Raw genomic sequence first — 13,310 nt, forward strand, 5'->3', positions numbered from 1 at the left:
TCGACCGTGGAGCGGATGACGGGATTCGAACCCGCGACCCTCACCTTGGCAAGGTGATGCGCTACCAACTGCGCTACATCCGCATGTGCAAAAGTCTCGAGACACTCAGCGTGTTGCCTCGAAACTTGGTGCGCGATACTGGGATTGAACCAGTGACCTCTTCCGTGTCAGGGAAGCGCTCTCCCGCTGAGCTAATCGCGCGAGGTGGAGACGGGAATCGAACCCGTGTGCACGGCTTTGCAGGCCGTTGCCTCACCACTCGGCCACTCCACCATGAAAGGTCGAGTCCAACCTCTCGAGCGGATGACGGGATTCGAACCCGCGACCCTCACCTTGGCAAGGTGATGCGCTACCAACTGCGCTACATCCGCATTCGCACCGGGGCAGTGCTTGTTCTCCCTGGTGCGGTGAGAACATTAGCGGACCATCTGAGAAAGGCACAAATCACCAGGTCAGGGGTAAGACGGGGGATATGAGCGGGCGATCGACCAGGTGCTGAAGCCAGCCCCGGAGGCGTGCAACGGAGGTGTGTTGCGGACGAATCGGTATCCCCTCGGGAGGGACGTGGGTCCGGTGTACGGCGAGGCCGGTCCGCACCCGAAACGAATGACAACCAGGGGATTCGTGTTCGCAGTAAGGCCATGTTAGTGTTTCGTCTCGTTCGACCGCGAGTAGTCAGCGCGGTTCGGTCCCGTGGCTCAGTGGAAGAGCGTCCCGTTCACACCGGGGAGGTCGCTGGTTCGATCCCAGCCGGGACCACAGAGAAAGAGGCCCTGCCCGTTCATTCGGGCAGGGCCTCTTCTGGTTCTTCTCAGTCGATGTCGTAGACGACCGCGACGTTCACCGACAGCTCCTGGCTGCCCGCCGCCACCGGCGTGGCCATGTCGAACGCCATGTTGGGCGACGGTGTCCGCATGAAGGGGTCGGGCTGGATCTGGTTCGGCGGCACTTCGGTGATCGACCGGATGCTGCCCAGCTTCACCCCGCCCGCGTCCGCGATCTGCTTTGCCTGAGCCTGGGCCTGCTGCACCGCGGCGGCCCGGGCCTGCGCGCGCAGATCGCTGTCGTCGTCGATCGAGAAGGTCGTCTGCTGTACCCGTACGGCGTCGCCGGCCGCGGATGCCGCCGCATCGATGAGGCTGCCGGCCCCACCGAGGTCGTGGAGCGTTGCGGTGACCTGGTTGGTCACCTGGTAACCGTTGATTCGGCCGGACCCGGACTCATACGTCGGCTGGACCGACAGTCCGCTCGTCTGGATATCCTCTGGCGCGACACCGCGTCCCTTCAGGGTCTCGATCAGAGCGCTGGCCTTCTCGGCATTCGCCGCCAGTGTGCCGTTCGCCTCCGGCCCCCGAGTCTCGACTCCGAGGACGACGGTGAGGGTGTCGGGCGTTCCGGTCACCTTGCCGACGCCGCGAGTGGTGATGCCGGTGCTGTCTGTGGTGCTGGCCGGGGCGTCCGATGACGAGCAGCCCACGAGTGTGAGTACGCAAAGAGTGGAGGCGCCGATCGCGCCGAGCAGTCGGTTCGTTCGTGGTAGGTGCATCAGGTCACTATGAGGCAGCGGGGCGGCTCGTGTGCCCGGATCGTCCGGATCCTTTCGCGTTCGGGTCAGCCCCGACGGGTGGGGCGTCGGTACTCTGGGACTGGCGGCAATTCAATCGGTGTGGAACCTCGACACGACAGGGGAATCGAATCTGTGAGTGGTCGAACAACCGGAAACGACGGCGATCTCGCCGGTGACAAGGCCGAGGACGGGTTCCATCCGATCGAGGCGCTCGAGGAAGCTGAGAACCGGTGGCGTCGCAGGCGGGCCCGCATCGCGGCGAATCCGTCTCTGAACCTCGCGTATCGCATCGGGGTCGGGGCCGTCGGAGCGCTCGTCCTTGCGGCGGGGATCGTCACGATTCCGTATCCCGGCCCGGGATGGCTGATCGTGTTTGCCGGTCTGGGGATCCTCGCGTCGGAGTTCGGGTGGGCACACCGACTGTTGCATCGCGTCCGTGCGAGGTATGACAGTTTCATGGTGTGGTTCTCGCGGCAGTCCGCGGCTGTGAAGTCCATCGGAGTGGTGTTCACGGCGATCGTGGTGATTGCCACTCTGTGGTTTCTCGGCACCTTCGGTCTGATCGGGACGTGGGTGGGCCTCGAGCAGCCCTGGCTGGAGAGCCCGCTGTAGCCGGCAGTTGCTCCGTCGGCGGGACGGATCCACGGGTGCGCGAGCGGTGCCGATAGCATGAGAGCGCCCCGCGTCCCCCGTGGCGCCGCACACCCACATATCTAGGAGCGCATCGCCGTGACCACGCCCGCATCCGTTACCCCAGCCGCACGTGTCCTGGTGCCCGCCGGGACGACTGCGGGCACGGCGGTGCGCGAGGCCGGCCTGTCCGGCAAGGGGCCCGACGCCATCGTCGTCGTCCGGGACGCCGAAGGCCAGCTCAAGGATCTGACCTGGATCCCCGACGTCGACGTCGAGGTCGAGGCGGTAGCCGCCGACACCGAGGAGGGTCGCAGCGTCATCCGGCACTCGGCTGCACACGTCCTGGCTCAGGCCGTCCAGCAGGAGTTCCCCGAGGCGAAGCTGGGTATCGGCCCACCGATCAAGGATGGCTTCTACTACGACTTCCGAGTGGAGCGCCCGTTCACACCGGAGGACCTCGCGAAGCTCGAGAAGCGGATGAAGAAGATCGTCAAGGATGCGCAGCGCTTCTCGCGCCGCGTCGTCGACGATCTCGAGGACGCTCGCACCGAACTCGCGAACGAGCCGTTCAAACTCGAACTCATCAGCGACAAAGCAGACAAGTCGCTATCTGACGATCCCGAGGTCATGGAGGTCGGCGGAGGCGAGCTGACGATCTACGACAACCTCAACCCGCGCACCGGCGAGGTGATCTGGAAGGACCTGTGCCGCGGTCCGCACATCCCGACCACCAAGTACATTCCGGCGTTCAAGATCACCCGCAGCTCAGCGGCCTACTGGCGCGGCGATCAGAGTCGTGAGGACCTGCAGCGCATCTACGGCACCGCGTGGGAGTCGACCGAGGCGCTCGAAAGGCACCTCGAGCTGCTGGCGGAGGCCGAGCGCCGCGACCACCGCAAGCTCGGTGCCGAACTCGATCTGTTCTCGTTCCCCGACGAGCTGGGCTCGGGCCTGCCGGTGTTCCACCCCAAGGGCGGCATCATCCGGCAGGAGATGGAGAACTACTCCCGTCAGCGTCACGTGCAGGAGGGCTACGAGTTCGTCTACTCCCCGCACATCACCAAGGGGCATCTGTACGAGGTTTCCGGTCACCTCGACTGGTACAAGGACGGCATGTTCCCGGCGATGCATATCGACGAGGAACTCAACGAGGACGGCACGGTCCGCAAGCCGGGCCAGGACTACTACCTCAAGCCGATGAACTGCCCGATGCACAACCTGGTCTTCGGCTCACGCGGCCGCTCGTACCGGGAGTTGCCGCTGCGCCTGTTCGAGTTCGGCTCGGTGTACAGGTACGAGAAGTCCGGCGTCGTGCACGGACTGACGCGCGTCCGCGGCATGACGCAGGACGACGCGCACATCTACTGCACCAAGGAGCAGATGCGCGATGAGCTGACCACCGCGCTGAACTTCGTGCTTGGCCTGCTCGGGGACTACGGCCTCGACGACTACTACCTCGAGCTGTCGACGAAGAACCCCGACAAGTTCGTCGGCGACGACGCGCTGTGGGAGGAAGCTACCGCGACGCTGCGCGAGGTCGGCGTTGCGTCCGGGCTGGATCTGGTGCCGGATCCGGGCGGAGCTGCCTTCTACGGCCCGAAGATCTCCGTCCAGGTTCAGGATGCACTGGGTCGTAGTTGGCAGATGTCGACGATCCAGCTCGACTTCAACCTGCCCGAGCGGTTCGACCTCGAGTTCACCGGTTCGGATGGCACCAAGCAGCGGCCGGTGATGATTCACCGCGCGCTGTTCGGCTCGATCGAGCGGTTCTTCGGCGTCCTCACCGAGCACTACGCGGGTGCGTTCCCGGCGTGGCTCGCACCCGTTCAGGTGGTGGGGATCCCGGTCGCCGAGGCCTTCGAGGATCACCTGTTCGACGTCGTCAAGCAGCTCAAGGCGGCCGGCGTGCGGGCCGAGGTCGATGCCAGCGACGACCGCATGCAGAAGAAGATCCGCAACCACACCACCCAGAAGGTGCCGTTCATGCTGCTCGCGGGGGAGCGTGACGTCGAGGCCGGCGCGGTGAGCTTCCGCTTCCGCGACGGCACGCAGGTCAACGGTGTGCCGGTCCAGAATGCGATCCGGCTGATCGGTGAGTGGATTGCGCGGCGCGAGAATGCCTCGCCCACAGCCGAACTCTTCGGCGGTGCGCAGTGACCGAGCAGCCGGGCGGCAACAACGACGTCGGTGCGCTCGTCGACACCGGCCCCGGGGATCCCGATCGATTGCAGCGGCTGTGGTCGCCGCACCGGATGTCGTACATCGCCGAGGCGCCCAAGGCGTCGAAGTCGAGCGAGGGTCCGTTCAGCGAGATTCCGAAGATGAGCGACGAGGAAGGCCTGATCGTCGCTCGCGGTGAGTTCGTGTACGCGGTCCTCAACCTGTATCCGTACAACCCGGGGCACCTCATGGTGGTGCCGTACCGGCGGGTGGCGGCGCTCGAGGATCTGACACCGGAGGAGGGCGCCGAGCTGATGGCGTTCACGCAGCAGTCGATCCGGGTGATCAAGCGGGTCTCGCAGCCCGATGGGTTCAATGTCGGGCTCAACCTCGGCGCGCCAGCCGGTGGTTCACTGTCAGAGCACCTGCACCAGCATGTCGTTCCGCGCTGGGGCGGTGACGCGAACTTCATCACCATCCTCGGGGGTGTGAAGGTGATGCCGCAGCTGCTCCGCGAGACGCGGTCGCTGCTCGCTGGGGCCTGGAACGAGTGATCTGCCGAGGACGCGTCATGGCAGTATCTGGAACCGGGTCGACTGCGATCTGCATCTTCCATGAGGGAAGGGAGGGGGGAGTGGGATGCTGAGCTTCTTCGGTCGCGCATCTGTATCCAAGGTGACGGCGCCGATGGGCCGCGCACTGGTGAAAACGGGACTGACCCCCGACGCGGTCACCGTGATCGGGACTGTCGCGAGCATTGCCGGTGCCCTGACCCTGTTCCCGTCCGGTCATTTGTTCTGGGGAACTGTCTTCATCTGGTTCTTCGTCATGTTCGACATGCTCGACGGCGCGATGGCGCGGGCGCGTGGCGGCGGAACGCGATACGGCGCAGTGCTGGATGCGACCTGCGACAGGATTGCAGACGGCGCGATCTTCGCCGGACTTGCGTGGTGGGCGATCTATCACGAGGGAAGCAAAAGCCTGCTGATCGCGACGTTGATCTGCCTGGTCAGCTCGCAGGTGATCTCGTATGCCAAGGCGCGGGCGGAGGCGAGTGGACTGTCTGCCGACGGCGGACTGATCGAGCGTCCGGACCGCCTCGTCATCGTGCTCGTCGGCTCCGGTTTGACCGGCATCGCAGGGCATTTCGGCATCGGGTGGCTGCACTGGGCGGTGTACGTCGCCATGTGGATTCTCGCGGTCGCGAGCATCATCACAGTGTTTCAGCGGGTACTGGCCGTCCGCAGCTCGGCCGGCGCGCGTGACCTGCTGGGCGAGGCCCAGTGAATCTTCGGGGTTGGAGGTTCTCCGACTGGAACGTGTCGGAGTGGGCGACGGACCAGGGTTACGCGGCGGGCTGGCGACTGGTGCGCGCGCTGCCCGATCGCGTAGCCACCGCGCTGTTCGACGCTGGGGCCGACCTGGCCGCCTCGCGGGGCGGTGGGCCGCAGCAGCTGCGCCGCAATCTGGCCCGTGTGCTGGGCGTGCCGACCGAGGATGTGCCGGCCCATCTGGTCCGAGATTCCCTCCGGTCCTATGCCCGGTACTGGCGCGAGGCGTTCCGGCTGCCGTCGATGGATCTGGCGGCCACCGCGGCCGCGCTCGACGCGAGCGTGGAAGGCCAGCAGTATCTCGAGGCCGCGATGGCCCGTGGCCGGGGCGCCGTGATCGCGCTGCCGCACAGTGGCAACTGGGACATGGCCGGTGTGTGGTGTACCCAGAACTGGGGTGGGCTCTCGACGGTCAACGAACGCCTCAAGCCCGAGTCCTTGTATCGCCGGTTCGTGGAGTACCGCGAAAGCCTCGGCTTCGAGATCTTCCCACTCAGCGGCGGTGAGCAGCCGCCGTTCGCCGAACTGGCGAAGCGCTTGCGCGAGAACAAAATCGTCTGTCTGCTGGGCGAACGAGACCTGGCGGCGAAGGGCGTGCCGGTCACGTTCTTCGGCGAGCCGACGCGGATGCCGGCCGGTCCGGCCAAGCTCGCGATCGAGACCGGTGCGGAGCTGTTGCCCGCGCACTGCTGGTTCACCGACGGCGGTTGGGGTTTCTCGGTCGGCCCGCCGATCGACGTGTCGGTCGGGCTCGACGCCGCGACGCAGGCGTTGGCCGACCGGTACGCGGCGAACATCGCGGCGCACCCGGCGGACTGGCACATGCTGCAGCCTTTGTGGATGGACGACTTGTCCGAGGCTCGTCGGGCCCGGATGGAGTCGCAATGAAGATCGGCATGGTCTGCCCGTACTCGTTCGATGTGCCCGGGGGTGTACAGGCGCACGTCGTCGAACTTGCCGAGGTGCTGATCGAGCGAGGCCACAAGGTGAGTGTGCTCGCGCCGGCGTCGGAGGGTACCGAGTTGCCCGGCTTCGTGGTCTCGGCGGGGCGTGCGGTTGCGATCCCCTACAACGGTTCGGTGGCTCGCCTGACCTTCGGTCCGGTCTCCTACGCTCGGGTGCGCCGCTGGATTGCCGACAACGACTTCGACGTCCTGCACATTCACGAGCCCAACGCGCCGAGCCTGTCGATGCTTGCGATGAAGATCGCCGAGGGGCCCATCGTCGCCACTTTCCACACGTCGACGACGAAATCCTTGGTGCTCAGCACCTTCCAAGGGGTCCTGCAGCCATACCTGGAGAAGATCAGCGGGCGGATCGCGGTGTCCGAGCTGGCCCGTCGGTGGCAGGTCGAGTCGCTCGGCTCCGATGCGGTGGAGATCCCGAATGGCGTCGACGTGCCGGCATTCGCGAATGCCGAACCGCTACCCGGATATCCGCGCCCGGGCAAGACCGTGCTGTTTCTGGGGCGCTACGACGAGTCGCGCAAGGGCATGGCAGTACTGCTCGGCGCGCTACCCACGCTGGCCGAGAAGTACCCCGACCTCGAGATCCTCGTGGTGGGCCGCGGTGACGAGGACAGGCTCCGAAAAGATGCCGGCCGCTACGCCGAGCATCTGCGGCTGCTCGGACAGGTAAGTGACGCCGAGAAGGCGTCGGCCCTGCGTAGTGCCGATGTGTACTGCGCGCCGAATCTCGGCGGCGAGAGTTTCGGCATCGTGCTCGTCGAGGCGATGGCGGCCGGGACCCCGGTCGTCGCCAGCGAGCTCGACGCATTCCGGAGGGTGCTGCGCGACGGGACAGCCGGACTGTTGGTGCCTGTCGGAGATTCGGTTGCCCTTGCCGCGGCCCTCGACGGAGTCCTCGGGGACGTCGGCCGTCGGCGGGCGCTGACCGATGCGGCGAGCATCGTTGTCGCCGAGTACGACTGGCCGGTGGTCGCCGAGCAGATCCTCCGAGTCTACGAAACCGTCACTGTCGGCGGCTCCGGAGTGAGCGGGGTTCGCTCGTGACCTTCTCCGCGATGACGATCCTGATTCTCGCGCTCGTCGCCGCGGTGATCGCCGTGACCGGGGCCTGGGCTTACGGAACGGCCAATCGGCTGGACCGCCTGCACGTGCGCTCGGACCTGTCGTGGCTTGCGCTCGATTCGGCGCTGGCCCGGCGTGCGGTCGTGGTGCGGGCCATCGCATCGTCGCTGACGTCGACATCGGTGGACGGACGTCGGCTGACTCAGCTGGCCGCCCAAGCGGAACGCGCCGAGCGCGGGCAGCGGGAGCGGGCCGAGAATGCGCTGTCCGGGGCGCTGAGTGCCCTGGACCTGGACCGGCTACCGCCTCAGCTGGTCGCGGAGCTCGCCGATGCCGAGGCGCGAGTTCTCATCGCTCGGCGGTTCCACAACGACGCCGTCCGGGACACTCTCGCGCTGCGGACCCGGCGCCCGGTGCGGTGGCTGCACCTCGGCGGTACCGCACCGCTGCCCACCTACTTCGAAATCGCGGAGCGTTCGGACCCGTCCGGTCTGGAACTCGACGAGATGCGGACATCGGCCCGGGTGGTGATGCTCGACCAGCGCGGACGGGTCCTGCTGGTGCGCGGCCAAGATCCGGCGGTTCCGGACGTGTCGTTCTGGTTCACCATCGGCGGCGCCGTCGAGACGGGGGAGAACCTGCGCTCCGCCGCGGTCAGAGAGATCGCGGAGGAGACCGGTCGCACGGTCGCACCGAATGACTTGCGCGGGCCACTGTGGCGCCGGGTCGCGATCTTCCCATTCGCGGGGGAACTGATCCGTTCCGAGGAACTGTTCTTCGCGATGCAGACGGAGGAGTTCGTGCCACACGGCGGCGGATTCACCGAGCTCGAACAGCGCACCATCACCGAGCATCGCTGGTGCACCGGACCGGAGATCCGCGCGATTCAGGAGAGCGGTGAGGCGGTATATCCGCAGGATCTCGCCGATCTGCTCGAGGAGGCCAATCTCGCAGTGGTCCGTGTGCAGGATCCCGAGGTCCGCGCGATCCGCTGATATGACGGTCGCCACAGAAGGCCAGCTATCGGACATTGGCTATCGGCGATGAGGTGTCGGCGTCATAGAATTGCCCGTGTGCTGCGACGCCACGAGGCCCGCATGCATCAGACATTCACCCGAAGCCGGCCAGAACCCAGGAGTTTGCTGTGAGCACCCCCGACACCACCCCCACGGGATCGTCCCCCGTCGCTTCGCTCGCCCAGGTCGGCACGGCGCGCGTCAAGCGGGGCATGGCCGAGATGCTCAAGGGCGGCGTCATCATGGACGTGGTCACCGCTGAGCAGGCCAAGATCGCCGAGGATTCCGGCGCCGTCGCTGTCATGGCGCTCGAGCGCGTCCCGGCCGACATCCGCGCCCAGGGTGGCGTTTCTCGTATGTCGGATCCCGACATGATCGACAGCATCATCGAGGCCGTGTCGATCCCGGTCATGGCGAAGGCCCGCATCGGCCACTTCGTCGAGGCGCAGATCCTGCAGTCCCTCGGTGTCGACTACATCGACGAGTCCGAGGTTCTGACCCCGGCCGACTACGAGAACCACATCGACAAGTTCTCGTTCACGGTTCCGTTCGTGTGTGGCGCCACCAACCTCGGTGAGGCACTGCGCCGTATCAACGAGGGCGCGGCGATGATTCGCTCCAAGGGCGAGGCCGGCACCGGTGACGTCTCCAACGCCACCACCCACATGCGCAAGATCCGCCAGGAGATCCGCCGCCTGACCTCGTTGCCCGAGGACGAGCTGTACGTCGCCGCCAAGGAGCTGCAGGCCCCGTACGATCTCGTCGTCGAGGTCGCCAAGGCGGGCAAGCTGCCCGTCACCCTGTTCACCGCGGGTGGCATCGCCACCCCGGCCGACGCCGCCATGATGATGCAGCTCGGCGCGGAGGGCGTGTTCGTCGGCTCCGGCATCTTCAAGTCCGGCAACCCGGCCGAGCGTGCCGCCGCGATCGTCAAGGCCACCACCTTCCACGACGACCCGGACGTGCTCGCGAAGGTCTCCCGCGGACTCGGCGAGGCCATGGTCGGTATCAACGTCGACGACATCCCGCAGCCGCACCGTCTCGCCGAGCGTGGCTGGTGAGCTGAACCCGGTCGACTGAGACCCCTGACGCGGTGAGGACCCGATGCGGCCCTCACCGCGTCTTCATTTGCCCTCCCGTTGCTAGCCTGAGCCATCGGTGAAAGGGACAGTCATGGCAAAGATCGAGCAGATTCTGGAACTCGAGCGACTCGAGAGGGACATCTTTCGGGGCATCGCAACCGAGACGATGCTTCCGCGAACATTCGGTGGCCAAGTGGCCGGCCAGGCTCTGGTGTCTGCGGTGCGGACAGTCGATGAACGGTTCCACGTCCATTCGCTGCACGGATACTTCCTGCGCCCGGGCATTCCGGTGATGCCGATCGTGTACCTGGTGGACCGGGTCCGGGACGGCCGCTCGTTCGTCACCCGGCGGGTCACGGCTGTCCAGGACGGCCAGGCGATCTTCACGATGTCCGCATCCTTCCACGTCCTCGACCAAGGAATCGAGCACCAGGACGAGATGCCGCCGGTTCCGGATCCCGACGAGTTGCCGGACGCGTCGGCGCTCGCCTCGGAGGAACAGTCGTGGGAGTTCCGGGAGTGGGCCGACTGGGATCTGCGCTACGTGCCGGCAGCGCAGATCCCGCGGCGCCGGGGTGTCCCGGTGCAGCAGCAGGTGTGGTTCCGGTCTCGGGAGGCTCTTCCCGACGATCCTGTCTTCCACATCTGCACCCTTGCGTACATGAGCGACATGACGTTGCTTGCGTCGGCCAGCACGATTCACCCGGATACCCCGCTTCAGAGCGCCTCGCTCGATCACGCGCTGTGGTTCATGCGTCCGTTCCGAGCTGACGACTGGTTGCTCTACGATCAGTCCTCGCCGTCAGCGGGGTTCGGGCGCGCGCTCACCCAGGGCAGGATCTTCAACCGGCGCGGCGACCTTGTCGCCGCAGTCGTGCAGGAGGGCCTCACCAGGCAGCTTCGGCACTGATTGCCTGCGCAGGCGGACGTGACACACGACAGCATCGGTCTCGCGGGTGAGGATCCGGTCCAGATCCGTACCCCGACGTCCGGGTAGGACGCGTTGCCATGCGGCCAGCGGATCCAGCGCCCCGATGACCACCACGACTCGATGGTCCGTGTACCGCCTGCGGATCCAATCCGCGATCGTGCGTCCCACCGAATGGTCCGGTCCCTCGAGCATCACCAAGGCCACATCCGGATGCCATGCGTCCCATGCCTTTGCGAAGGCGCGTGCGGAGTCGCCCTCTCCGCAGACGTGGACGGCGACCAGGTTACGTCCCATCGAGATCGCGGCGCCGAGTGCCTCGCGGCTGAGTTCGGAAACCTCCGACACGGGCACAATCACGACCGTGTCCTGTGATGTCGGCTGCGGGGGTGTCGTTCCGCGCCGGCGCAGGTCGTCGCCGCGGCGGTAGTCCATCCGGACACGCTCCATCATCAGCACGAGCAGCGGAAGCGCGACGACGATCAGCCAGGCTCCCTCGGTGAACTTCATCGATGCCGTGACGACGGCTGCGACAGCGGTGAGGACGCCGCCGAAGCCGTTGAGCGCGGTGCGCAGGCGCCAACCGGGTGACCGGATTGCGCGCCAGTGACGCACGAGCCCGAACTGCGCGAGCGTGAATCCAACGAAGACGCCGATTGCGAACAAGGGCACCAGGGCGTTCATACTGCCGCCGGCGCCGACCAGCAGGATGGCCGCGAAGACGGCGAGCGTGAGGACTCCGAACCGGTAGACCTCACGTGGTGAGCGCGCCGCGAAACGGTGCGGCAGGCAGTCGTCATCTGCCAGGAGGCGCAGCAGCGTCGGCAGTCCGCCGAACGATGTGTTCGCCGCGAGTGCGAGCAGCACCACCGTCGCGAATTGCACTACATAGAAGGGGATCCCACTGCCCAGCGAGGCCTCGGCCAGTTGGGAGAGCACCGTGCTGCCCTCGACCGGGTGGATGTCGAACTTCTCGATGAGCACGGCGAGGCCGAGCAGCATGGTGCCGAGTAGCACGCCGAGCGTGACCTCGGTGCGCTGTGCGGTTCGGACGGGATTCCGGAAACTCGGTACCGCGTTCGCGATCGCCTCGACGCCGGTGAGGGCCGCGCACCCGCTCGAGAAGGCCTTGAGCAGCAGCAGAACTCCCACTGTGGTGGTGTTGGCGGCAATCGCGTCGCCCTGGGCGATCGTGAGCGGCTCGGAACGCAGGAGTCCGGCGACGATCACCGTGGCGATACTCAGCACGAAGATCACGGTCGGCAGCATGAACGCCCTGGCACTGTAGGAGATGCCGTACAGGTTCAGCACGGTCACCCCGGCGAGGATGCCGATGCAGATCCAGGTCGTGTACGGCAGCAGTTCCGGGACAGCCGATGTGAGCGCAGCGACGCCGGCGGCGATCGAGACCGCGACGTTGAGGATGTAGTCGACGACGAGGGACGCCGCGGCGGTGAGACCGGCGCGGTGCCCGAGCCGCGCCTTGGCGACAGCGTATGCGCCGCCGCCCTGGGGGAAGGCGGCAATGAGTTGCCGATAGGAGGCGACGAGGAACGCGAGCAGGACGGCGATCGCGATGGTGACGGGGACCGTGAAGCCCAAGCCCGCACTTCCGGCGGCGGCGAGGACAAGGACCACGGCCTCCGGACCGTACGACACCGACGCCATGGCGTCGAGCGACAGACCGGAGAGGCCAGTGGCCACAGTCAGTTTCTGCTTGATGGATCGGCGGTCGGCCGACACCAGGTTCGGAAGGGGATCGGTAGTGGTCACGGCGCTATCGTCGGTAGTGCGGTGGCATCGGGTCGATACCGTTGACGAGTCGTTGACGCCGATTCGGAATGTCCATACGGTTCCGGAACGGAGCCGATGCGGCAGGGGTCGCCGGATCGGCAGCTGATAGCGTTTTGCGAATTCAACACCGTCGAACAGTGCAGGATTCTCACTCGTGGCAAATCAACCGACAATCGGCGTGCTCGCACTGCAGGGCGACGTTCGTGAACATCTCGCAGCGCTCGAATCCAGTGGGGCTCGGGGGATCGGTGTGCGCAGGCTGTCGGAACTCGAATCTGTGGACGGCCTGGTCATTCCGGGCGGGGAGTCGACGACGATGAGCCGCCTGCTCTCCGTGTTCGATCTGCTCGAGCCGTTGCGGGCCCGTTTGAAGGCCGGCATGCCCGCGTACGGTTCGTGTGCGGGCATGATCCTTCTGGCGAGCGAGATCCTCGATACCCGCCCGGATGCGCAACATCTCGACGGACTCGATATCACTGTGCGCCGCAACGCATTCGGTCGTCAGGTCGATTCGTTCGAATCGGACCTGGAGTTCGCGGGTATCGAGGGCGGCCCGGTGCGGGCCGTGTTCATTCGCGCGCCGTGGGTCGAACGCGTCGGTGACGACGTGGAGGTTCTTGCCCGGGTGCCGGAAGGCCCCGCTGCCGGACACATCGTCGGCGTGCGGCAAGGACCTGTTCTGGCCACCTCGTTCCACCCGGAGGTCACCGGTGACCGACGCGTACACGGGTTGTTCGTGGACATGGTGCGGCGGAACTGACCTCGCACT

The 13,310-nt window shown here is 66.4% G+C and carries 12 protein-coding genes and 5 tRNA genes; 11 read left to right on the plus strand and 6 right to left on the minus strand.

All coding sequences use genetic code 11. The annotated features are described in order from the left end of the window. Positions 1 to 7: 7 nt before the first annotated feature. The 4 genes from ERC79_RS21900 to ERC79_RS21915 form a co-directional block, all read right to left on the minus strand. A tRNA-Gly gene (locus ERC79_RS21900) sits at positions 8 to 83 on the minus strand. A gap of 43 nt (positions 84 to 126) precedes the next feature. Beyond that, positions 127 to 201 (minus strand) — tRNA-Val (locus ERC79_RS21905). Position 202: 1 nt separating this feature from the next. After that, positions 203 to 273 (minus strand) — tRNA-Cys (locus ERC79_RS21910). Between the two features lie 25 nt (positions 274 to 298). Continuing rightward, positions 299 to 371 (minus strand) — tRNA-Gly (locus ERC79_RS21915). A 316-nt stretch (positions 372 to 687) separates the two neighbouring features. Between ERC79_RS21915 and ERC79_RS21920 the strand changes: the two genes are divergently transcribed. Further along, positions 688 to 759: transfer RNA gene (locus ERC79_RS21920), tRNA-Val, on the plus strand. A 52-nt stretch (positions 760 to 811) separates the two neighbouring features. On the opposite strand, the gene ERC79_RS21925 is transcribed toward ERC79_RS21920, so the two are convergent. Continuing rightward, the gene (locus ERC79_RS21925; protein ID WP_131580455.1) at positions 812 to 1,546 is read right to left on the minus strand and encodes an SIMPL domain-containing protein; all 735 of its coding nucleotides are present in this window, start codon (positions 1,544 to 1,546) and stop codon (positions 812 to 814) included. 222 nt (positions 1,547 to 1,768) lie between these two features. On the opposite strand from ERC79_RS21925, the gene ERC79_RS21930 reads away from it, so the two are divergent. The 9 genes from ERC79_RS21930 (at position 1,769) to ERC79_RS21970 (ending at position 10,729) form a co-directional block, all read left to right on the plus strand. Next, positions 1,769 to 2,179, plus strand: a complete 411-nt coding sequence (locus tag ERC79_RS21930) for a TIGR02611 family protein (protein WP_207390549.1) — start codon at positions 1,769 to 1,771, stop codon at positions 2,177 to 2,179. Between the two features lie 117 nt (positions 2,180 to 2,296). Next, a complete protein-coding gene (gene thrS, locus ERC79_RS21935) occupies positions 2,297 to 4,357 on the plus strand; it encodes a threonine--tRNA ligase (protein WP_131580456.1) in 2,061 nt (686 codons plus the stop codon). Continuing rightward, positions 4,354 to 4,914 (plus strand): HIT domain-containing protein, encoded by a 561-nt coding sequence (locus ERC79_RS21940; RefSeq protein ID WP_131580457.1) that lies wholly within the window; start codon positions 4,354 to 4,356, stop codon positions 4,912 to 4,914. Before thrS ends, ERC79_RS21940 begins: the two co-directional genes overlap by 4 nt. Before the next feature lie 85 nt (positions 4,915 to 4,999). Beyond that, a complete protein-coding gene (pgsA, locus tag ERC79_RS21945) occupies positions 5,000 to 5,647 on the plus strand; it encodes a phosphatidylinositol phosphate synthase (protein ID WP_131580458.1) in 648 nt (215 codons plus the stop codon). Next, positions 5,644 to 6,579 carry a phosphatidylinositol mannoside acyltransferase gene (locus ERC79_RS21950; RefSeq protein ID WP_131580459.1) on the plus strand — a complete coding sequence of 312 codons (936 nt, stop codon included), beginning with the start codon at positions 5,644 to 5,646 and terminating at the stop codon, positions 6,577 to 6,579. Before pgsA ends, ERC79_RS21950 begins: the two co-directional genes overlap by 4 nt. Next, positions 6,576 to 7,703: a glycosyltransferase family 4 protein gene (locus ERC79_RS21955; RefSeq protein ID WP_131580460.1), complete on the plus strand. Its 1,128-nt coding sequence runs from the start codon at positions 6,576 to 6,578 to the stop codon at positions 7,701 to 7,703. The genes ERC79_RS21950 and ERC79_RS21955 overlap by 4 nt, the downstream gene beginning before the upstream one ends. Further along, positions 7,700 to 8,716: an NUDIX domain-containing protein gene (locus ERC79_RS21960; protein ID WP_131580461.1), complete on the plus strand. Its 1,017-nt coding sequence runs from the start codon at positions 7,700 to 7,702 to the stop codon at positions 8,714 to 8,716. Before ERC79_RS21955 ends, ERC79_RS21960 begins: the two co-directional genes overlap by 4 nt. A gap of 233 nt (positions 8,717 to 8,949) precedes the next feature. Further along, on the plus strand, positions 8,950 to 9,798 hold the full coding sequence (pdxS, locus tag ERC79_RS21965) for a pyridoxal 5'-phosphate synthase lyase subunit PdxS (protein ID WP_242676922.1): 849 nt from the start codon (positions 8,950 to 8,952) through the stop codon (positions 9,796 to 9,798). Between the two features lie 112 nt (positions 9,799 to 9,910). Continuing rightward, complete coding sequence (locus ERC79_RS21970; RefSeq protein WP_131580463.1) at positions 9,911 to 10,729, plus strand: acyl-CoA thioesterase II; 819 nt, start codon at positions 9,911 to 9,913, stop codon at positions 10,727 to 10,729. Here ERC79_RS21970 and ERC79_RS21975 read toward each other — a convergent pair. Continuing rightward, positions 10,622 to 12,415, minus strand: coding sequence for an APC family permease (locus ERC79_RS21975; RefSeq protein ID WP_131581449.1), 1,794 nt, complete (start codon positions 12,413 to 12,415; stop codon positions 10,622 to 10,624). The two genes, ERC79_RS21970 and ERC79_RS21975, sit on opposite strands and share 108 nt — an antisense overlap. Positions 12,416 to 12,695: 280 nt before the next feature. Between ERC79_RS21975 and pdxT the strand changes: the two genes are divergently transcribed. Further along, positions 12,696 to 13,301, plus strand: coding sequence for a pyridoxal 5'-phosphate synthase glutaminase subunit PdxT (gene pdxT, locus ERC79_RS21980; RefSeq protein ID WP_131580464.1), 606 nt, complete (start codon positions 12,696 to 12,698; stop codon positions 13,299 to 13,301). The last annotated feature ends 9 nt before the right edge of the window (positions 13,302 to 13,310 follow it).

This window comes from Rhodococcus sp. ABRD24, assembly GCF_004328705.1.
Classification (GTDB): Bacteria; Actinomycetota; Actinomycetes; order Mycobacteriales; family Mycobacteriaceae; genus Prescottella.

Excerpts from the sequence above, each read along its gene's own strand:
- pdxS (WP_242676922.1), top strand. The coding sequence starts at position 8,950 with ATGGCCGAGATGCTCAAGGGCGGCGTCATCATGGACGTGGTCACCGCT.
- ERC79_RS21970 (WP_131580463.1), top strand. The coding sequence starts at position 9,911 with ATGGCAAAGATCGAGCAGATTCTGGAACTCGAGCGACTCGAGAGGGAC.
- pgsA (WP_131580458.1), top strand. The coding sequence starts at position 5,000 with ATGCTGAGCTTCTTCGGTCGCGCATCTGTATCCAAGGTGACGGCGCCG.
- ERC79_RS21955 (WP_131580460.1), top strand. The coding sequence starts at position 6,576 with ATGAAGATCGGCATGGTCTGCCCGTACTCGTTCGATGTGCCCGGGGGT.
- ERC79_RS21925 (WP_131580455.1), bottom strand. The coding sequence starts at position 1,546 with ATGCACCTACCACGAACGAACCGACTGCTCGGCGCGATCGGCGCCTCC.
- ERC79_RS21975 (WP_131581449.1), bottom strand. The coding sequence starts at position 12,415 with ATGGCGTCGGTGTCGTACGGTCCGGAGGCCGTGGTCCTTGTCCTCGCC.